At 70.7% G+C, this 19,482-nt stretch carries 14 protein-coding genes; 10 read left to right on the forward strand and 4 right to left on the reverse strand.

From position 1 onward, the window contains the following. Window positions 1-53: 53 nt before the first annotated feature. On the reverse strand, window positions 54-1,088 hold the full coding sequence (locus AQJ11_RS18760; RefSeq protein WP_041665130.1) for a LacI family DNA-binding transcriptional regulator: 1,035 nt from the start codon (window positions 1,086-1,088) through the stop codon (window positions 54-56). Between the two features lie 377 nt (window positions 1,089-1,465). Here AQJ11_RS18760 and AQJ11_RS18765 point away from each other — a divergent pair, with 377 nt between their 5' ends. From AQJ11_RS18765 to AQJ11_RS18800, 7 genes are all read left to right on the forward strand, one after another. After that, the gene (locus tag AQJ11_RS18765) at window positions 1,466-2,740 is read left to right on the forward strand and encodes an extracellular solute-binding protein (protein ID WP_058080298.1); all 1,275 of its coding nucleotides are present in this window, start codon (window positions 1,466-1,468) and stop codon (window positions 2,738-2,740) included. Between the two features lie 104 nt (window positions 2,741-2,844). Beyond that, window positions 2,845-3,849, forward strand: coding sequence for a carbohydrate ABC transporter permease (locus AQJ11_RS18770; RefSeq protein WP_014672324.1), 1,005 nt, complete (start codon window positions 2,845-2,847; stop codon window positions 3,847-3,849). Between the two features lie 19 nt (window positions 3,850-3,868). After that, entirely contained in the window at window positions 3,869-4,774 is a 906-nt protein-coding gene (locus tag AQJ11_RS18775; protein ID WP_014672323.1) for a sugar ABC transporter permease, read from the forward strand. A gap of 68 nt (window positions 4,775-4,842) precedes the next feature. Further along, complete coding sequence (locus tag AQJ11_RS18780) at window positions 4,843-6,510, forward strand: glycoside hydrolase family 13 protein (RefSeq protein WP_059263812.1); 1,668 nt, start codon at window positions 4,843-4,845, stop codon at window positions 6,508-6,510. A 175-nt stretch (window positions 6,511-6,685) separates the two neighbouring features. Next, a complete protein-coding gene (locus AQJ11_RS18790) occupies window positions 6,686-8,062 on the forward strand; it encodes an alpha-amylase (protein ID WP_175252130.1) in 1,377 nt (458 codons plus the stop codon). Between the two features lie 91 nt (window positions 8,063-8,153). Next, window positions 8,154-13,547, forward strand: a complete 5,394-nt coding sequence (gene pulA / locus AQJ11_RS18795) for a pullulanase-type alpha-1,6-glucosidase (RefSeq protein ID WP_059263814.1) — start codon at window positions 8,154-8,156, stop codon at window positions 13,545-13,547. Window positions 13,548-13,679: 132 nt separating this feature from the next. Next, window positions 13,680-14,042, forward strand: a complete 363-nt coding sequence (locus AQJ11_RS18800; RefSeq protein ID WP_014672319.1) for a 5-carboxymethyl-2-hydroxymuconate Delta-isomerase — start codon at window positions 13,680-13,682, stop codon at window positions 14,040-14,042. A gap of 19 nt (window positions 14,043-14,061) precedes the next feature. Here AQJ11_RS18800 and AQJ11_RS18805 read toward each other — a convergent pair whose 3' ends face one another. Next, on the reverse strand, window positions 14,062-14,508 hold the full coding sequence (locus AQJ11_RS18805) for an ATP-binding protein (RefSeq protein WP_078611734.1): 447 nt from the start codon (window positions 14,506-14,508) through the stop codon (window positions 14,062-14,064). Between the two features lie 246 nt (window positions 14,509-14,754). On the opposite strand from AQJ11_RS18805, the gene AQJ11_RS18810 reads away from it, so the two are divergent. The 3 genes from AQJ11_RS18810 to AQJ11_RS18820 are packed head-to-tail and all read left to right on the forward strand — an operon-like array spanning window position 14,755 to window position 16,732. Continuing rightward, entirely contained in the window at window positions 14,755-15,627 is an 873-nt protein-coding gene (locus AQJ11_RS18810) for a helix-turn-helix domain-containing protein (RefSeq protein ID WP_014672317.1), read from the forward strand. Next, window positions 15,624-15,875 (forward strand): DUF397 domain-containing protein, encoded by a 252-nt coding sequence (locus AQJ11_RS18815; RefSeq protein WP_014672316.1) that lies wholly within the window; start codon window positions 15,624-15,626, stop codon window positions 15,873-15,875. The genes AQJ11_RS18810 and AQJ11_RS18815 overlap by 4 nt, the downstream gene beginning before the upstream one ends. Before the next feature lie 38 nt (window positions 15,876-15,913). Next, entirely contained in the window at window positions 15,914-16,732 is an 819-nt protein-coding gene (locus AQJ11_RS18820) for an SAM-dependent methyltransferase (RefSeq protein WP_014672315.1), read from the forward strand. Here AQJ11_RS18820 and AQJ11_RS18825 read toward each other — a convergent pair. Together AQJ11_RS18825 and AQJ11_RS18830 are read right to left on the reverse strand one after the other, a co-directional pair. Beyond that, entirely contained in the window at window positions 16,729-17,418 is a 690-nt protein-coding gene (locus AQJ11_RS18825) for a TetR/AcrR family transcriptional regulator (protein ID WP_086011522.1), read from the reverse strand. The genes AQJ11_RS18820 and AQJ11_RS18825 overlap by 4 nt on opposite strands. Before the next feature lie 106 nt (window positions 17,419-17,524). Further along, on the reverse strand, window positions 17,525-19,444 hold the full coding sequence (locus AQJ11_RS18830) for a hypothetical protein (protein ID WP_059263815.1): 1,920 nt from the start codon (window positions 19,442-19,444) through the stop codon (window positions 17,525-17,527). Window positions 19,445-19,482: the final 38 nt, after the last annotated feature.

The following is a 19,482-nucleotide window of genomic DNA, read 5'->3' on the forward strand; positions in this document are numbered from 1 at the left end:
CAGACAAGGCTTCCTCGGCCGATCATCCCAAGGTCGGGTCCGCGGCGCACCTTCTACGACGTACGGAGGACATTCGGCGCCGAAGCGGTGGAACCGCGCACCACCAGTTCCGGCATGAACACGAACTCGCTGTGCGGTGCCGGTGTCCCGCCGATCTCCTCCAGCAGCGTGCGCACCGCCGCCTGCCCCATGGCCGGGACGGGCTTGCGGATCGTGGTCAGCGGCGGGTCGGTGAAGGCGATCAGCGGGGAGTCGTCGAACCCGACCACGGACACGTCCCGGGGCACCTCCAGGCCCCGCTGCCGGGCCGCCCGTATCGCGCCCAGCGCCATCATGTCGCTGGCGCAGACCACCGCCGTGCAGTTCCGCTCGATCAGTGCCGTCGCCGCCGCCTGACCGCCCTCCAGGGTGTACAGCGAGTGCTGGACCAGCTCCGTCTCGACGGTCTGGGCGGGCAGCCCCAGCTGGTCCTGCACCGCGCGGACGAAGCCCTCGATCTTGCGCTGCACGGGCACGAACCGCTTCGGTCCGAGCGCCAGCCCGATCCGGGTGTGCCCCAGCGACACCAGGTGCGTGACCGCCAGCGACATCGCCGCCCGGTCGTCGGGGGAGATGAACGGCGCCTGCACCTTCGGCGAGAACCCGTCCACCAGCACGTACGGCACGCCCTGGGCGCGCAGCCGCTCGTAGCGCTGCATGTCGGCGGTGGTGTCCGCGTGCAGCCCGGAGACGTAGATGATCCCGGCGACCCCGCGGTCCACCAGCATCTCGGTCAGCTCGTCCTCGGTCGACCCGCCCGGGGTCTGCGTGGCGAGCACCGGCGTGTAGCCCTGGCGGGTCAGCGCCTGGCCGATGACCTGGGCCAGGGCCGGGAATATCGGGTTCTCCAGCTCCGGCGTGATCAGGCCCACCAGGCCCTCGCTGCGCTGCCGCAGCCGTACCGGGCGCTCGTAGCCCAGCACGTCCAGCGCGGCGAGCACGGACTGGCGGGTGGTGGCGGCGACTCCCGGCTTCCCGTTGAGGACCCGGCTGACGGTCGCTTCGCTCACCCCCGCCTGCGCAGCGATGTCGGCAAGCCGTGTGGTCACGGCACCGGACTGTACCGGTCGTATCTCTCCTTGCACACCGGCCGGACGCCGGGCGCGGGCGGGCGTACGGCCTGCCGTGGGTTGCTGCGTCATCGCGCTCCCTCGGGGTTCTTGGTGGCAAGAGCTTGCAAGTCTTGCACAGGTGCCGTCATCGCCGCTCAACGCCCGCACCACGGGGTCGCGCCACGGTCGACGACTGGTCACGACGGGGTAACCATCGTGTCGCCTTGCACTTTTTTTCTGCAAGGTCTTTCGCAACGCTTACATGGCTGTTACGTTCCCAGTCGCCCGGCCGCGGCAACGGCGCAGTCGGCAAGTCGCAGGGGCGGACGGGACCGTCCCCTGTACCACTCGGGCTTAACCCTCAAGGAGAACTCATGCGGCGTGGCATAGCGGCCTCCGCGCTGGTGGCGTCCCTCGCCCTGACGGCGACGGCGTGCGGCGGGAGCGACAGCGACAGCGGAAAGTCGGACGGCCCGGTCACCATCACCTGGTGGGACACCTCCAACGCCACCAATGAGGCGCCGACGTACAAGGCCCTGATCCAGCAGTTCGAGGCTGCGAACAAGGACGTCAAGGTCAAGTACGTCAACGTCCCCTTCGACCAGGCGCAGAACAAGTTCGACACCGCGGCCGGCGCCAAGGGCGCCCCGGACGTGCTGCGCTCGGAGGTCGGCTGGACCCCCGCCTTCGCCAAGAAGGGCTTCTTCCTGCCCCTCGACGGCACCGAGGCCCTCGCCGACCAGGGCAAGTTCGAGCCGAACCTCATCAAGCAGGCCCAGTACGAGGGCAAGACCTACGGCGTGCCGCTGGTCACCGACACCCTCGCGCTGGTCTACAACAAGGCCCTGTTCAAGAAGGCCGGCATCACCGAGGCCCCCAAGACCTGGGACGAGCTGAAGGCCGACGCCGCCAAGATCAAGGACAAGGCCAAGGTCGACGGCTACTGGGGCTCCACCCAGGCCTACTACGCCCAGCCCTTCCTCTACGGCGAGGGCACCGACACCGTCGACGCCGCCGCCAAGAAGATCACCGTGAACTCGCCCGCCGCCCAGAAGGGCTACGGCACCTGGCTGAGCCTGTTCTCCGGCAAGGGCCTGCACAAGGCCGACGCCACCGCCGACGCCTACGCCCACATCCAGGACGCGTTCGTCAACGGCAAGGTCGCCGCGATCATCCAGGGCCCCTGGGAGATCACGAACTTCTACAAGGGCAGCGCCTTCCAGGACAAGTCCAACCTCGGCATCGCCACCGTCCCGGCCGGCTCCACCGGCAAGGCGGGCGCCCCGACCGGCGGCCACAACCTCTCGGTCTACGCCGGCTCGGACAAGGCCCACCAGGCGGCGGCGCTGAAGTTCGTCAAGTTCATGACCTCGGCGCAGTCCCAGGAGACCATCGCCCTGAAGAACTCCACCCTGCCCACCCGCTCCGACGCCTACACCGACAAGGTCAAGGCCGACCCGGGCATCGCCGGCTACCAGGGCGTCCTCGCCGCCGCCCAGCCCCGCCCGGCGCTGCCCGAGTACAGCTCCCTGTGGGGTCCGCTCGACACCGAGCTGCCCAAGGTCGCCAGCGGCAAGGAGTCGCTGGACAAGGGCCTGGGCAACGCCGAGCTGGCCATCTCCAAGCTGGTGAGCGGCTTCAGCAAGTGAGCCCGCGTGGCCGTCGGATCCTTCCTGGGAGAACGGGGGGAAGGATCCGACGGCCACCGCCCTGTGCCCGGCCCAACCCCTTGATCTCTTGAAGGTGTCGAACCATGACAGTCGCCATCGACCGCGCGACCGGCAAGCGCCGCGGTGACCGCGCGCCTCGGCCCGGGCTGGGGCAGCGCGTCCGAAACGGTTTCCAGAAGTACTGGTACGCCTACGCGATGATCGCCCCGGTGGTCGTCGTCCTCGGCGTCCTCGTGGGCTACCCGCTGGTGCGGGGCTTCTACCTCACCCTCACCGACGCCAACAGCCTGAACTCGGCGCGCACGATCGGCGTCAACCACATCGACGCCACCTACAAGTTCATCGGCCTGGACAACTACCGGGACATCCTGTTCGGCCCGACGGCGTACGACCGGTTCTGGTCGCACTTCCTGTGGACCGTGTTCTGGACGGCCGCCTGCGTCGCCCTGCACTACGGCATCGGTCTCGGTCTCGCGCTCATGCTCAACCAGAAGCTGCGCGGCCGTACCGTCTACCGGCTGCTGCTCGTCCTGCCGTGGGCCGTGCCGACCTTCGTCACCGTCTTCTCCTGGCGGATCATGCTCGCCGACTCCGGCGTGCTCAACCAGATCCTCGGCTCGCTCCACCTGCCGCAGCCGGAGTGGCTGGAGGACACCTTCTGGCAGCGGTTCTCCGCGATCATGGTCAACACCTGGTGCGGTGTGCCGTTCATGATGCTGTCCCTGCTCGGCGGACTCCAGTCCATCGACTCCTCGCTCTACGAGGCCGCCGAGATGGACGGCGCCAGCGCCTGGCAGCGCTTCCGGCACGTCACCCTGCCCGGCCTGCGCTCGGTCAGCTCCACCGTCGTGCTGCTCGGCATCATCTGGACCTTCAACCAGTTCGTCATCATCTTCCTGCTGTTCGGCAAGAACTCCGCCCCGGACGCCCAGATCCTCGTCACCTGGGCCTACCAGCTCGGCTTCGGCCAGCAGCCGCGCGACTTCGCCCAGTCCGCCGCGTACGGCGTGCTGCTGCTGTCGATCCTGACCGTCTTCACCTCCTTCTACTTCCGCTGGCTGAAGCGCAATGACCAGCTCGCCGTCTGACGCCGCAGGAGCCGCCGCCATGAGCACCACGACCCTGGACAAGACCGAGACCGCCCCGGCCCCCGCCGCCGCGCCCCGGAGCCGCGTGCGCCGGCGCGGCGAGCGCGGCCCGGCCGGCGCCGCCCTGCTGCACGGCGGCCTCGCCGTGGCGAGCCTGATCGCCCTGGCCCCGGTGGCCTGGCTGTTCTACCTGTCCCTCGGCCCGGACAAGGAGGACTACCTGCACCCGGCCGACATCGCGGGCAAGTTCAGCTTCTCCAACTACAGCTTCGTGCTGGAGCACACCGGGTTCCTCGACTGGTTCAAGTCGACGATGATCGTGGCCCTCGGCACGACGTTCATCGGTGTCTTCGTCGCCGCCACCACCGGCTACGCGGTCTCCCGCATGCGCTTTCCCGGCTACAAGCAGCTGATGTGGGTCCTGCTGCTCACGCAGGCCTTCCCGATCGCCATCCTGATCGTGCCGATGTACGAGATCTTCAGCGAGCTGGGTCTCATCGACACCTACTGGGCGCTGATCATCATCAACTGCTCCACCGCCGTGCCGTACAGCGCCTGGCTGCTCAAGGGGTACTTCGACACCATCCCCTTCGAGATCGACGAGGCCGGACGCGTGGACGGGCTCAGCCCCTTCGGCACCTTCTTCCGGCTCATCCTGCCGCTGGCCCGGCCGGGCCTGGCCGTGGCCGCGTTCTACAACTTCATCACCGCCGTCGGCGAGGTCGCCTTCGCGACCACCTTCCTGCTGGACGACTCCAAGTACACCTTCGCCGTCGGCCTCCAGACCTTCGTCAGCGAGCACGACGCCCAGTGGAACTACATGGCGGCCACCGCGGTGCTGATCGCGATACCCGTGACCGTGTTCTTCTACCTCGTGCAGAAGAACCTCGTCACCGGTCTCACGGCCGGCGGCACCAAGGGCTGACGCCCGCCCCGCCTCACCGCCGCACCCACCGACCGCCCACCATGCCCCCGTTACGTATCAAGGACGCCATGAGCCAGCAGCACCCTGCCGCACCGGCCCGCCACTCCGCCGTCACCGTCGCCGACCGCCGCGACTGGTGGCGGGACGCGGTCATCTACCAGGTCTACCCGCGCAGCTTCGCCGACAGCAACGGCGACGGCATGGGCGACCTGGAGGGCGTACGCTCCCGCCTGCCCTACCTGCGCGACCTCGGCGTCGACGCCGTGTGGCTCAGCCCCTTCTACGCCTCCCCGCAGGCCGACGCCGGCTACGACGTCGCCGACTACCGCGCCGTCGACCCGATGTTCGGCTCGCTGCTGGACGCCGACGCGCTCATCCGCGACGCCCACGCGCACGGCCTGCGCATCATCGTGGACCTGGTCCCGAACCACTCCTCCGACCAGCACGAGTGGTTCAAGCGCGCCCTCGCCGAGGGCCCCGGCTCCCCGCTCCGCGAGCGCTACCACTTCCGCCCCGGCAAGGGGAAGGACGGCGAACTCCCGCCCAACGACTGGGAGTCCATCTTCGGCGGCCCGGCCTGGACGCGGGTGGCCGACGGGGAGTGGTACCTGCACCTCTTCGCCCCCGAGCAGCCCGACTTCAACTGGAACCACCCGGCCGTCGGCGACGAGTTCCGCTCCGTCCTCCGCTTCTGGCTGGACATGGGCGTGGACGGCTTCCGCATCGACGTCGCCCACGGCCTGGTCAAGGCCGACGGCCTGCCCGACCTCGGCGCCCACGACCAGCTCAAGCTGCTGGGCAACGATGTCATGCCGTTCTTCGACCAGGACGGCGTGCACGAGATCTACCGCCAGTGGCGCAAGATCCTCGACGAGTACGCGGGGGAGAGGATCTTCGTCGCCGAGGCGTGGACCCCGACCGTCGAGCGCACCGCGAACTACGTCCGCCCGGACGAACTCCACCAGGCCTTCAACTTCCAGTACCTGAGCACGGAGTGGGACGCGGAGGAACTGCGGACGGTCATCGACCGCACCCTGGAGGCCATGCGCCCGGTCGGCGCCCCCGCCACCTGGGTGCTGTCCAACCACGACGTCACCCGGCACGCCACCCGCTTCGCCAACCCGCCCGGCCTCGGCACCCAGATCCGCACCGCCGGGGACCGGGAGCTGGGCCTGCGCCGCGCCCGCGCGGCCACCCTCCTGATGCTCGCCCTGCCCGGCTCGGCGTACATCTACCAGGGCGAGGAACTGGGCCTCCCGGACGTGGTGGACCTGCCCGACGAGGTGCGCCAGGACCCGGCGTACTTCCGGGGCGCCGGCCAGGACGGCTTCCGCGACGGCTGCCGGGTCCCGATCCCGTGGACCCGCGAGGGCTCCTCCTACGGCTTCGGCAGCGGCGGAAGCTGGCTCCCGCAGCCCGCCGACTGGGCCGGGCTGAGCGTGGCGGCGCAGACCGGCGCCCCCGGCTCCACGCTGGAGCTGTACCGGGCCGCGCTGCGCGCGCGCCGCGCCCACCCGGACCTCGGCGCGGGGGAGGCGGTGGAGTGGCTGCGGGCGCCCGAGGGCGTCCTGGCCTTCCGGCGCGGTGACTTCGTGTGCGTCGCGAACACCACGGGCGAGTCGGTGACGACCCCGTCGTACGGCCGCGTCCTGCTCACCAGCGGTGAGGTGACCGAGGCGGACGGCGAGACCAAGGTGCCCGCCGACACCACGGTCTGGTGGACGACGACGGACTGACCGCCGGAGGCGGGGCCGGTCCTGAGGTCCCGTCTGAAAGTTCTTGCATCAAGTTCACACCGGCCCGCTGCGCTTCGGCCAGCGGGCCTTTAACATCTGCGTCACCGCAAGCTTGCTGAAATATTTCAGCAAGCCTTCAGCGGTCCCGTCGCCTTCAACGTCGAAGGAACCCCACATGGCACGCAGAACCCTCCCCGCGGCGGTCGCCCTCACAGCCGCCGCTCTGGTTGGCATGACCCCGACGGCCGCCGAGGCCTCCCCGCCCGGCACCAAGGACGTCACCGCCGTCCTCTTCGAGTGGAACTACGCCTCGGTGGCCAAGGAGTGCACCACCGCCCTCGGCCCCGCCGGCTACGGATACGTCCAGGTCTCCCCGCCCGCCGAGCACATACAGGGGGCGCAGTGGTGGACGTCGTACCAGCCCGTGTCCTACAAGATCGCGGGCCGCCTCGGCGACCGCACGGCCTTCCGGAACATGGTGAACACCTGTCACGCGGCCGGTGTGAAGGTCGTCGTGGACACCGTGATCAACCACATGTCGGCGGGCAGCGGCACCGGCACCGGCGGTTCGTCGTACACGAAGTACGACTACCCGGGCCTGTACTCGGTCTACGACTTCGACGACTGCACCTCCCAGGTGTCGAACTACTCCGACCGCTGGAACGTGCAGCACTGCGAACTCGTCGGCCTCGCCGACCTCGACACCGGCGAGGAGTACGTCCGCAAGACCATCGCCGGGTACATGAACGACCTCCTCACCCTCGGCGTCGACGGCTTCCGCATCGACGCGGCCAAGCACATCCCGGCCGGTGACCTGGCGAACATCAAGAGCCGCCTGACCAACCCGTCCGCCTACTGGAAGCAGGAGGTCATCTACGGCGCGGGAGAGGCCGTCCAGCCCTCCGAGTACACCGGTAACGGAGACGTCCAGGAGTTCCGCTACGCCTACGACCTCAAGCGCGTCTTCACCAGCGAGAAGCTCGCCTACCTCACCAACTACGGCGAGGGCTGGGGCTATCTGAACAGCTCGGTCGCGGGCGTCTTCGTCGACAACCACGACACCGAGCGCAACGGCAGCACGCTGAACTACAAGAGCGGCGCCGACTACACCCTGGCCAACGTCTTCATGCTCGCCTGGCCCTACGGCGCCCCCGACGTCAACTCCGGCTACGAGTGGTCGGACGCCGACGCCGGCCCGCCCAACGGCGGCCAGGTGAACGCCTGCTGGCAGGACGGCTGGAAGTGCCAGCACGCCTGGCCGGAGATCAAGTCCATGGTCGCCTTCCGCAACGCGACCCGCGGACAGGCGGTCACCAACTGGTGGGACAACGGCAACAACGCGATCGCGTTCGGCCGGGGCACCAAGGGCTACGTGGCGATCAACCACGAGTCCTCGTCCCTGACCCGCACCTACCAGACGTCCCTCCCGGCCGGGACGTACTGCAACGTCCAGAACAACACCCCGGTGACGGTCAACTCCAGCGGGCAGTTCACCGCCACCCTCGGCTCGAACACGGCCCTCGCGCTCTACGCCGGCAAGTCGAGCTGCTGAGCCCACGTCTGACGGAGCGTGAAACCTCTTGCGGGAGGTTTCACGCCCCTTGCCGCAAAACCCCAGCAACTCCCGCAAGGAGTCATCACCTGTGATACCGAGATGGCCGGCGCCGCGCAGGCGCCGTACCCCGCACCGTCGACGGGCCGCGGCCGTCACCGCCGCCGCCCTCGCCGCCGCGCTGCTCCAGCCGCTGGCCGCCCACGCGGCCGGCCCGCCCGCGCCCCCCTCGGACGCGAAGCTCGCCGCCGTACCCGTCCGGCACGACGCCACCCGCGAGCAGTTCTACTTCGTCCTGCCGGACCGCTTCGCCAACGGGGACACCTCCAACGACAGGGGCGGTCTGACCGGCTCCCGCCTGTCCACCGGGTACGACCCCACCGACAAGGGCTTCTACCAGGGCGGCGACCTCAAGGGCCTGACGAAGCGGCTGGACTACATCAAGGGGCTCGGCACCACGGCCATCTGGCTGGCGCCGATCTTCAAGAACCGCCCGGTGCAGGGGACGGGCAGCAACGCCTCGGCCGGCTACCACGGCTACTGGATCACCGACTTCACCCAGGTCGACCCGCACTTCGGCACCAACGACGACCTCAAGTCCCTCATCTCCAAGGCCCATGCCAAGGGCATGAAGGTCTTCTTCGACGTCATCACCAACCACACCGCCGACGTCGTGGACTACGACGAGAAGTCCTACGGCTACCTGTCCAAGGGCGCCTTCCCCTACCTCACCGAGGACGGCAAGCCCTTCGACGACGCCGACTACGCCGACGGCAGCCGGAAGTTCCCGGCCGTCTCCGGCGCCTCCTTCCCGTACACCCCGAGGGCCACGAGCGGGAGCAAGGTCCCGGCCTGGCTCAACGACCCGGCGATGTACCACAACCGGGGCGACTCGACGTACGCCGGCGAGTCCACCACCTACGGCGACTTCTCCGGCCTGGACGACCTGTGGACCGAGCGGCCCGAGGTCGTCCACGGCATGGAGAAGATCTACGAGCGGTGGGTGCGGGACTTCGCCGTCGACGGCTTCCGGATCGACACCGTCAAGCACGTGGACATGGAGTTCTGGACCCAGTGGGCGACCGCGCTGGACCGGTACGCGGCCGAGCGCGGGCGGAAGAACTTCTTCATGTTCGGCGAGGTCTACTCCGCCGACACCGCCGTCACCTCCCCGTACGTCACCCAGGGCCGCCTGGACGCCACCCTGGACTTCCCCTTCCAGGACGCGGCCCGCGCCTACGCCTCCCAGGGCGGCAGCGCGCGCAAGCTGGCGAGCGTCTTCGGTGACGACTACACGTACACGACCGACAAGGCCAACGCCTACGAGCAGGTCACCTTCCTCGGCAACCACGACATGGGCCGCATCGGGTACTTCCTGAAGCAGGACAACCCGAAGGCCACCGACGCCGAGATCCTGAAGAAGGACAGGCTCGCCAACGAGCTGATGTTCCTCAGCCGGGGCAACCCGGTCGTCTACTACGGCGACGAACAGGGCTTCACCGGCTCCGGCGGCGACAAGGACGCCCGCCAGCCCCTGTTCGCCTCCCGGGTCGCCGACTACCTCGACGACGACGAGATCGGCACCGACCGCACCCACGCGAGCGCCGCCTACGACACCGAGGCCCCGCTGTACCGGCAGATCGCCGCGCTCGCGAAGCTCCGCACGGCCAACCCCGCCCTGACCGACGGAGTGCAGACCGAGCGGTACGCGGCCGACGGGCCCGGTGTCTACGCCTTCACGCGCACCGACGCCCGGACGGGCCAGGAGTACGTCGTCGCGTTCAACAACGCCGACTCCGAGAAGACGGCGACCTTCGCGACCGGATCCGCGGACATGCCGTACCGGGGCGTCCACGGGGCCACCGGCTCGGTGACGTCCGACGGCGACAGGAAGGTCACCGTCACCGTCCCGGCCGGTTCCGCCGTCGTCTACAAGGCCGCCGGCACCCTCGACAAGCCCGCCACCAAGCCGGCGATCACCCTGACCGCCCCGGCCGCCGGCGCCACCGGGACGGTCGTCCTGGGGGCCGGCGTCGACGGCGGACAGCTCAACCGGGTCGTCTTCGCCGCCCAGGTCGGAAACGGCGCGTGGAAGACGCTCGGCTCCGCCGACCACGCCCCCTACCAGGTCACCCAGACCCTCGGCAAGGACGTACCCGCCGGCACCGCCCTGCGCTACAAGGCCGTCGTCGTCGACTCGGCCGGACGCACCGCGAGCGCCACGGCGAGCAGCACCACCGGCACCCCGCCCGCGCCCGAGGTCCCCACGGCCTCCTCCCGCGACTACGCGGTCGTCCACTACAAGCGCACGGACGGCGACTACGCCGACTGGGGCCTGTACGCCTGGGGCGACCTCGCCGACGGCGAGGCCACGAACTGGCCGGCCGGCCACCCCTTCACGGGCCGGGACGCCTACGGCGCCTTCGCCTACGTCAGGCTCAAGCCCGGCGCCTCCGACGTCGGCTTCCTGGTCGTCGACAAGGACGGCAACAAGGACGTCTCCGCCGACCGGAGCATCGACGTCACCAGGACGGGCGAGGTGTGGATCGAGCAGGGCAAGGCCGAGGTACGCACCGAACGGCCCGGCTATCCCGCCCAGGACGAGTCCAAGGCGGTCCTGCACTACCACCGCGCCGACGGGAACTACGACGGCTGGGGCCTGCACGTCTGGACCGGCGCCGCGCACCCCACCGACTGGTCGGACCCGATGAAGCCGGTGAAGACTGATGCCTATGGCGCGGTCTTCGAGGTGCCGCTCAGCGCGGGTGCCACCAGTCTCGGCTACATCATCCACAAGGGCGACGACAAGGACCTGCCCACCGACCAGTCGCTCGACCTCAAGTCGAACGGCCACGAGGTGTGGCTGTTGAACGGCCAGGAGAAGTACCTGCTGCCGCAGCCCGCGGGCAGCGCCGCCGCGCTGGACCTGACCACCTCCAAGGCGGTCTGGATCGACCGCGACACCGTCGCCTGGAACGGCGTCGACGGCGCCGCCTCCACCCAGCTCCTCTCCTCCCACGACGGCTCGATCACCGTCAAGGACGGTGCGCTGACCAGCGACGACGAGCGCTGGCTGCGACTGACCAAGACCACCCTGACCGACGCCCAGAAGGCGAGGTTCCCGCACCTGAAGGACTACACCGCCTGGTCCGTCGACCCCCGCGACCGGGACCGGGTGCGCGGCGCCCTCGCCGGACAGCTCGTCGCCACCCAGCGGGCCGCGAACGGCGCCGTGCTGGCCGCGACCGGCGTGCAGATCGCCGGCGTGCTGGACGACCTGTACCCCGGCGCGACGAAGGCCGCCCTCGGGCCGACCTTCCACGACGGCAGGCCGACCCTCGCGGTCTGGGCGCCGACCGCGCAGAGCGTCCACCTCGACCTCAACGGCACGTCCGTGAAGATGCGCCGGAACGACACCACCGGCGTCTGGTCCGTCACCGGCCCGGCCTCCTGGAAGGGCAAGCCCTACCGGTACGTCGTGAAGGTCTGGGCGCCCAGCGTCCGCAAGGTGGTCACCAACAAGGTCACCGACCCCTACTCGGTCGCCCTGACCGCGAACTCGGCGCGCAGCCTCGTCGTCGACCTGAACGACAAGTCGCTCGCCCCGAGCGGCTGGGCGGCCCTGAGCAAGCCCAAGGCCGTGCCGCTGAAGGACGCGCAGATCCAGGAGCTGCACATCCGGGACTTCTCCGTAGAGGACCGCACGGCGAAGCACCCGGGCACCTACCTGGCCTTCACGGACAAGAACAGCGACGGCTCGAAGCACCTGCGGGCGCTGGCCAAGGCCGGCACCTCCTACGTGCACCTGCTGCCCGCCTTCGACATCGCCACCATCCCCGAGAAGAAGGCCGACCAGGCGAGTCCGGACTGCGACCTGGCCTCCTACCCGGCCGACTCCGACAAGCAGCAGGAGTGCGTGGCGAAGACCGCCGCGAAGGACGCCTACAACTGGGGCTACGACCCGTACCACTACACGGTCCCGGAGGGCTCGTACGCCAGTGACCCGGACGGCACGGCCCGTACCGTCCAGTTCCGCGAGATGGTGCAGGCGCTCAACCAGGACGGGCTGCGGGTCGTGATGGACGTCGTCTACAACCACACCGCCGCCAGCGGGCAGGCGGAGACCAGCGTGCTGGACCGGATCGTGCCCGGCTACTACCAGCGGCTCCTCGCCGACGGCTCGGTGGCCACCAGCACCTGCTGCGCCAACACCGCGCCGGAGAACGCGATGATGGGCAAGCTGGTGGTGGACTCGATCGTCACCTGGGCCAGGCAGTACAAAGTCGACGGGTTCCGCTTCGACCTCATGGGCCACCACCCGAAGGCCAACATCCTGGCCGTCCGCCAGGCCCTGGACGCGCTGACCCCCGAGAAGGACGGCGTCGACGGCAAGAAGATCATCCTGTACGGGGAGGGCTGGAACTTCGGCGAGGTCGCGAACGACGCCCGGTTCGTGCAGGCCACGCAGGCCAACATGGCCGGCACCGGCATCGCCACCTTCTCCGACCGCGCCCGGGACGCGGTGCGCGGCGGGAGCCCCTTCGACTCCGACCCCGGCGTCCAGGGCTTCGCCTCCGGCCTCTACACCGACCCGAACTCCTCCACGGCCAACGGCAGCACGGAGGAGCAGAAGGCCCGGCTGCTGCACTACCAGGACCTGATCAAGATCGGCCTGACCGGCAACCTGGCCGGGTACCGGTTCACGGACACCGACGGCAAGGAGGTCACCGGCGCCGGGATCGACTACAACGGAGCACCCGCCGGATACGCGGACGCGCCCGGCGACGCCCTCGCCTACGTGGACGCCCACGACAACGAGTCCCTCTTCGACGCGCTGACCTACAAGCTGCCGAAGGACACCCCGGCCGGCGACCGGGCCCGGATGCAGGTCCTGGCGATGGCCACGGCCGGCCTCTCCCAGGGCCCCGCGCTCTCCCAGGCGGGCACCGACCTGCTGCGCTCGAAGTCCCTGGACCGCAACTCCTTCGACAGCGGGGACTGGTTCAACGCCATCCACTGGAACTGCGCCGACGGCAACGGCTTCGGCCGCGGGCTGCCCCCGGCCTCCGACAACGCCTCCAAGTGGGACTACGCCCGGCCGCTGCTGAGCACGGTCAAGGTCGGCTGTGAGCAGATCACCGGCGCCTCGGCCGCCTACCGGGACCTGCTGAAGATCCGTACGACCGAGGAGGCGTTCTCCCTCGGGACGGCCTCGCGGGTGCAGGAACAGCTGTCGTTCCCGCTGTCCGGGAAGGACGAGACACCGGGCGTGATCACCATGCGCCTCGGTGACCTGGTCGTCGTCTTCAACGCCACCCCCGACCGGCAGGACCAGCGCATCCCGGCGCTGGCCGGGGAGCACTACCGGCTGCATCCCGTGCAGGCGTCGGGGGCGGACCCGGTCGTGAAGACCGCGGCGTTCGCCCCGGACTCGGGGACGTTCGCCGTTCCCGGCCGTACCGTGGCGGTCTTCACCCGGCGGTGACGCCCGGGCACCGGTGAGGTGGGGCGGCACCCGGGCGGGGGCCGCCCCACCTCACCGCGGAGAGGCGCCCGGACCGGGGCGGCGGCACCCGGGCTAGGGTGACACCGTTGCCCGGGAACAGGAGTGAGCCCCATGCCGCAGATCACCGTCGACTACTCCGCCGTGATGGATCCGGCCTTCGACCGCGCCGGCTTCGCCCGCGCCCTGCACACGGCGACCGTCGAGATCGCGGACGCGAAGCCGGAAGCGTGCAAGACGCAGTTCCGGCCCAGCGCGCTCACGGCGTTCGGTTACGAGGACCCCGAGGAGCAGCGGCACGCCGTCGTCCACGTCACGATCGGCCTGCTCGCCGGCCGTACGGAGGAGACCAAGACCCGCCTGACCGAGGCCGTCCTCGAACTGCTGCGCGAGCACGTGCGGGACGACGGGTTCGTCCTGCACGCCTCCGCCGAGGTACGCGACCTCGCGCCCTCCTACCGCAAGTTCGAGCGCTAGATTCGCCGCCCGCCGCTGCTCACAAGCCGGTGGCCAGGTTCGCCCAGACCGCGTTGCCCCCGGTGAGCGGCGAAGGGACGACTCCCCAGCTGTCCGCGATCTCCTGCACGAGCAGCAGTCCTCGGCCGCCCTCGTCGTCGGGACCCGGCACGCGGCAGGGCAGGCGGCGGCCGGAGGCGTCCCGGTCGTGCACCTCCAGGCGCAGGCCGGCGTCCGACAGCAGACGGATACCGCACAGGATGCGCAGGCTGAGGGTGTGCAGTACCGCGTTGGTGGCCAGCTCGGACACCAGGAGCACGGCGTTCGCGCAGGCCTCTTCGGGCACCCGCCAGGAGGAGAGCCGTGCGCTGACGAAACGCCGCGCCGTTCTGACGCTCGTGCGGTGACCCGGCAGTTCGAGCCAGTGCGCGCGGTCGGTGTTCGCTCCGCCCAGGTGCCGGAGTGAAGAAGTCGTGTGGGGGGACACGGCGGTCGCCTTCCATGGAGGGGCGCGATAAACGACGCGTTCGCCAACTAGCCCTACCGGTATGGCCGTTGGCGCGTCTGCGTCTTGTGTGACGGGGGCTTCGTCACACAAGTAACTATGCTCGCGGACTAGTTCACACTGCAACCGCCTCCCTGATAATTTCAGCCGGAAGGGATCCGGTCCGATCGACGCATCACATCGCCATATCCTCGGTCCTGGTGACGATCTCTCAGGAGGCAGGGCAGCATGAACGAGGTACGCGCGGGCGCCGGCAGCAGTGCACCCACCGTTCTCCGCATGATCCTCGGCCGACGGTTGCAGGACATGCGCCTCGGCGCGGGCGTCTCCCTGGACGACGCGGCCAGGGCCCTGCGGGTGAAGCCCCTGACCATCCGCCGGCTGGAGAAGGCCGAGGTCGGCCTGAAGATCCTCTACGTCGAGAAGCTGCTCCAGACCTACGGCGCCGACCAGCAGGAGATCGAGGAGTTCGTCGCCCTCGCCGAACGGGCCAACGAGCCGGGCTGGTGGCACCCGTACCGCGATGTGGTACCCGCCTGGTTCACCGCCTACGTGAGCCTGGAGACCGGTGCGAAGGTGCTGCGCACCTATGAGCCGCACTACGTCACCGGGCTGCTGCAAACGCCCGCCTACGCTAGGGCGACCCTGGGCGGCGGCTTCCCGAACGACACCGCCGAGGACCTCGACCGGCGCGTCGACCTGCGGCTGCGCCGCCAGAGCCTGCTGGAGAAGCCCGACGCGCCCACCCTCTGGGTGGTGATGGAGGAGACCGTGCTGCACCGGGTCGTGGGCGGGCCCGAGGTGATGCGGGAGCAGATCGACCGGCTGCTCGAAGTCTCGGAGCTGGAGCACGTCAGCGTCGACATCGTGCCCTTCTCGGCCCGCGCGCACGTCGGGGCGTGCGCCCCCTTCACCTACTTCCGGTTCGAGGAGCCGGAACTGCCCGACATCGTCTACAGCGAGCTCCTCTCCGCCGCCGTGTACCTCGACCAGCGCTCCGACGTCGTGGCGCATCTGGAGGCACACAACCGCATGTCGCTGCTGACCTCGTCCGCGGACAGCAGGGCGCTCTTGGACCGCATGCGCAAGGAGTACTCATGACCATCGCCGAGGGCAGTGTCTACAACGGGATGCCCGCCTCGGACCTGGGGGACCAGGGCTGGGAGTGCCCGTGGAGCGGCCCCAACGGGGGCCAGTGCGTGGAGACGAAGCGACTCGCCGACGGACGCGTGGCCGTACGGCAGTCGACGGATCCCGACGGACCCGCGCTGATCTACACGCCGGAAGAGATCACGGCGTTCGTCACGGGGGTCAAGAGAGGCCTGGCCGACCACCTGACGGCCCACTGACCCGGACAGCCGACGCACCCCCCACCGAAAGGGACAGGATGACCAGCTCGCAGCCCACCCGGAGTATCGACACCAGCAGGCCGCACTCCGCCCGCATGTACGACTACTACCTCGGCGGCAAGGACCACTTCGAGGTCGACAAGCAGGCCGCCGAACGCGTGGCCGAGGCGTATCCCGCCATCTTCGTGTGCGCCCGTGAGAACCGGGCCTTCATGCACCGGGCCACCCGCGTCCTCGCCCGGGAACACGGCATCCGCCAGTGGCTGGACATCGGCACCGGCATCCCCACCGAGCCCAACCTGCACCAGGTGGCCCAGTCCGTGGTCCCCGACGCCCGGGTGGTCTACGCCGACAACGACCCGCTCGTCCTCAAGTACGCCGAGCGCCTCATGCGCAGCACCCGCGAGGGCCGTACGACGTACATCGAGGCGGACGTCAACAACATCGACACGCTGCTGGACTCCGCCGAGCTCAGCGCGGTACTGGACCTGAGCCGGCCCGTGGCGCTGTCCCTGAACGCCCTCATGCACTTCGTCACCGACGCCCAGGACCCGTACGGCATCGTCCGCCGCCTGCTCGGCATCCTGCCCTCCGGCAGCGCCCTGGCGCTCAGCCACTGCACACCCGACTTCGACCCGGCCACCTGGCAGAAGGTCACCGACATCTACACCTCCGCGGGCACCCCGGTGCAGTTCCGCTCCCGTGCGCAGGTCGCCCGCTTCTTCGACGGGCTCGAACTCCTCGACCCGGGCGTCACCGTGGGCCACCGCTGGCGCCCCGACACCACCCGGCCCGGTTCCGACACCCCCACGGACGCCGAGGTCAGCCTGTGGACGGGGGTGGGCATCAAGCCCTAGGAGGCGAGCGCTACCAGCCGGCCGACCAGTTCGCCGAGCGGGCTCTCGGCCGGCTCCTCCCTGAGGATGCCGCGCAGGACCGCCGCCATCTCCTCGTCGTAGGCGGCGCTGACGGCGGCGAGCGCCGCGAAGTCGTGGACGAGCTGCCGTTCCAGCTCGGCGCGCGGGATGCGCCGGCCGTCCAGCCAGATCAGCGCCGTGGACTCGGCGAGCGAGATCCAGGAGCGGACGACCAGCTCCAGGCGCGGGGAGGCCTCGGTCACGCCCAGGTGGGACAGGATCTGGTCGTACGCGGCCTGCCGGACGGAGTCGACGAGCGCGTTGGTCGTCGTGGAGCCGACCGCCGGGCCGCCGCGCATCAGGGCCGAGAAGCCGGGGCCGTGCTCGTCCACGAAGTCGAAGAAGCGGCCCATCACGCGCAGCAGCCGGGCACCCAGCGGGCCCTCGTGCGGCTCGGTGAAACGGCTCGCGAGATCCTCCGACGCACGCTGCAACGCGGCCTCGTACAGGCTGAGTTTGCCCGGGAAGTAGTGGTAGACGAGAGGCCGCGAGATGCCCGCCGCCGAGGCTATCTCGTCGATGGAGACCTCGTCGGGCGAGCGTCGGCTGAACAGGTCGAGGGCGACGCCGATCAGCTGCTGCCGACGTTCCTCGACACCCATCCTGCGGCGAACCCCGGTACTCATACGAACACTTTACCGATCGGTTCCGGCCGCTCGTGATCACATGTCGAGCACCGGGCGATCACTTTGTGCCCGGGAGGCACAGACCGGTACGGACCACTCCTGCCGGCTAGCCCAGCCCGCTGATCTCCCGGCCGTCCGTCAGGGTCCCCTTCAGGTCCGCCCGCGCGCCCTGCTCGGCCTTGACGGCGAGCAGCGGTCCCCGCGCGGACGCCGTGACCCCGCCCGTCGCGGAGACCGACGATGTCCCCTCGCTGCCCGCCGCCAGCAGGTACCAGCTCCCCGCCGCCGACTTCCACAGCACCCCGGCCAGCACATGAGGATCACGCGGCCCGCAGGCCGGCACGTCCGTGCCCTTGGCGACGACCGCCCCGGCCGCCCCGCCCGGCGTGCGGAACTGGGCCAGCGCGGCCGTGCCGTCGCCGCGCCAGGTCTCCGCCCGGGTGCACACCCACGCCCCTGGCCCGGCGCCTCCGGGCAGCGGCTGCTCGGCGTACGCCCAGGCGTTGACGCTCCGGATGCCCGACGAGCGCTCGGCCGCCAGGGAGCAGGCGAACGGCGCCCAGGTGCGCAGGCCCCGCGCGCCGGACGCCTCCCCGGGCGCGCCGGGCCGGCCGGCCGTGAGGTGGGCCGGGACCAGCTCGCCGAGGTCGGTGGCGAGCCGGGTGCCGGAGGCGTCGGTCAGCTGGAGCACGGTCCACGAGGTGCAGCCGCCGGTCCGCACGGCGGGGCTGGCCAGCGGCGCGGTGACGCCGTCGGCGAGAGTGAGCGGCGTCGCGCCCGCGTCCGGCTTCGTCAGGTCCCGCTGCGCCGCCTTCGTCACCCACGGGGCGGTCAGGTAGCGGACGTTGCCGTCGGAGCGGCCCAGCACCAGCGCGCTCGCCCCGGCGCCCGTCGCGCCGTCGACCCGGGCGAAGTCCAGTGCCGCGCCCCGCGTGCCGTTCTTCGGCTCGGCGTAGCGGACGATGCGCAGGCCGTCGTAGAGGATCACCACCCGGGCGGCGTCGACCTCGCCCGCGTACAGCAACTGGGGCGGGCCGGCCGGGCCGCCGGTCTGCGTGCCCGGGGTCGCCGAGACGCGGACCGCCTCCCCGGGGCGGGCCCAGACGGCGAGGGCGCGGCGCAGCAGGGCCTTGTCGCCGGTGAGCGGGCCGCGCGCGGGCCACACGGAGAAGTCGGTACGGGCCGAGGTCCGCCAGGCGGTGGGGGAGACCCGGACCACCTTGCCGGGGTCGAGGGCGGCCTCGGCGGCCGGGTTCCCGGCGTAGGCGGGCGCGGCGGCGCCGTCGGGGCCCCAGCCGCCGCCCGGCAGGGCGACCAGCGTGCCGCACACCGCGAGCGCCGCCGCGGCGGCGAGGGCGGCCTTGGTGTGCTGCCGGCGGCGCATCAGATCGGTGGGCCGGGCCTGGAGCGAGCACGGGTCGAACTCCGGGGAGGAGAGCAGCCCCGGCTGCATGGGCACACTGTTCGCGGAGGCCAGCGCGCCGCCCGGGTCGGCGACCCCGGCGGCGTCGAGCAGATCGCGGATGTCCGGGTCGGGCAGCTTCTCCAGGCCACGCAGGACGTAGGCGGCGCGGGCCGGGCCGGACAGGGCGGACAGCCGCTGGTCCAGGGCGAGTTCGTCGGCGCCGCCGGAGCGCGGGAACAGCTTCAGGCCCCACACCTGGGGCAGCGGCGCGGGGAGCTGGGTGAGCCGGGGCAGGCCCTTGCGGGGGCGGGCCGCCTCCAGGGCCGTGCGCAGGACCCGCTCGCGCAGGTAGGTGTACCCGGGGTCGCCCTCCCGGCCGACGGCCTGGGCCGGGATCACGGACGGCTGTCTGCGGCCGCGGGGCAGGGCGCGCTGGGCGAGGGCGTGTGCGGTCAGGACCCGGCGGCTGCGGCCGAGGCCCGGCGGCAGCACCAGGTAGGCGAGCCGGACCAGCCGGGGGTAGTGCTCGACGAGCGCGGCCTCGGCCTGCTCGACGTCGACCGGGCCCGCGCTCCCGGCGGGGAAGGGTGCGTGACGCTGGGATACATCCTGTGACTGCACGTCGGGGAGAACGAGCGAGCCGGCGGTTGGTCACCGCC

Origin of the sequence: Streptomyces corchorusii (assembly GCF_001514055.1) — a bacterium.
In the GTDB taxonomy this organism is placed as follows: Bacteria; Actinomycetota; Actinomycetes; order Streptomycetales; family Streptomycetaceae; genus Streptomyces; species Streptomyces olivaceoviridis.

Excerpts from the sequence above, each read along its gene's own strand:
- AQJ11_RS18765 (WP_058080298.1), top strand. The coding sequence starts at position 1,466 with ATGCGGCGTGGCATAGCGGCCTCCGCGCTGGTGGCGTCCCTCGCCCTG.
- AQJ11_RS18770 (WP_014672324.1), top strand. The coding sequence starts at position 2,845 with ATGACAGTCGCCATCGACCGCGCGACCGGCAAGCGCCGCGGTGACCGC.
- AQJ11_RS18775 (WP_014672323.1), top strand. The coding sequence starts at position 3,869 with ATGAGCACCACGACCCTGGACAAGACCGAGACCGCCCCGGCCCCCGCC.
- AQJ11_RS18780 (WP_059263812.1), top strand. The coding sequence starts at position 4,843 with ATGAGCCAGCAGCACCCTGCCGCACCGGCCCGCCACTCCGCCGTCACC.
- AQJ11_RS18790 (WP_175252130.1), top strand. The coding sequence starts at position 6,686 with ATGGCACGCAGAACCCTCCCCGCGGCGGTCGCCCTCACAGCCGCCGCT.
- AQJ11_RS18800 (WP_014672319.1), top strand. The coding sequence starts at position 13,680 with ATGCCGCAGATCACCGTCGACTACTCCGCCGTGATGGATCCGGCCTTC.
- AQJ11_RS18810 (WP_014672317.1), top strand. The coding sequence starts at position 14,755 with ATGAACGAGGTACGCGCGGGCGCCGGCAGCAGTGCACCCACCGTTCTC.
- AQJ11_RS18815 (WP_014672316.1), top strand. The coding sequence starts at position 15,624 with ATGACCATCGCCGAGGGCAGTGTCTACAACGGGATGCCCGCCTCGGAC.
- AQJ11_RS18820 (WP_014672315.1), top strand. The coding sequence starts at position 15,914 with ATGACCAGCTCGCAGCCCACCCGGAGTATCGACACCAGCAGGCCGCAC.
- AQJ11_RS18825 (WP_086011522.1), bottom strand. The coding sequence starts at position 17,418 with ATGAGTACCGGGGTTCGCCGCAGGATGGGTGTCGAGGAACGTCGGCAG.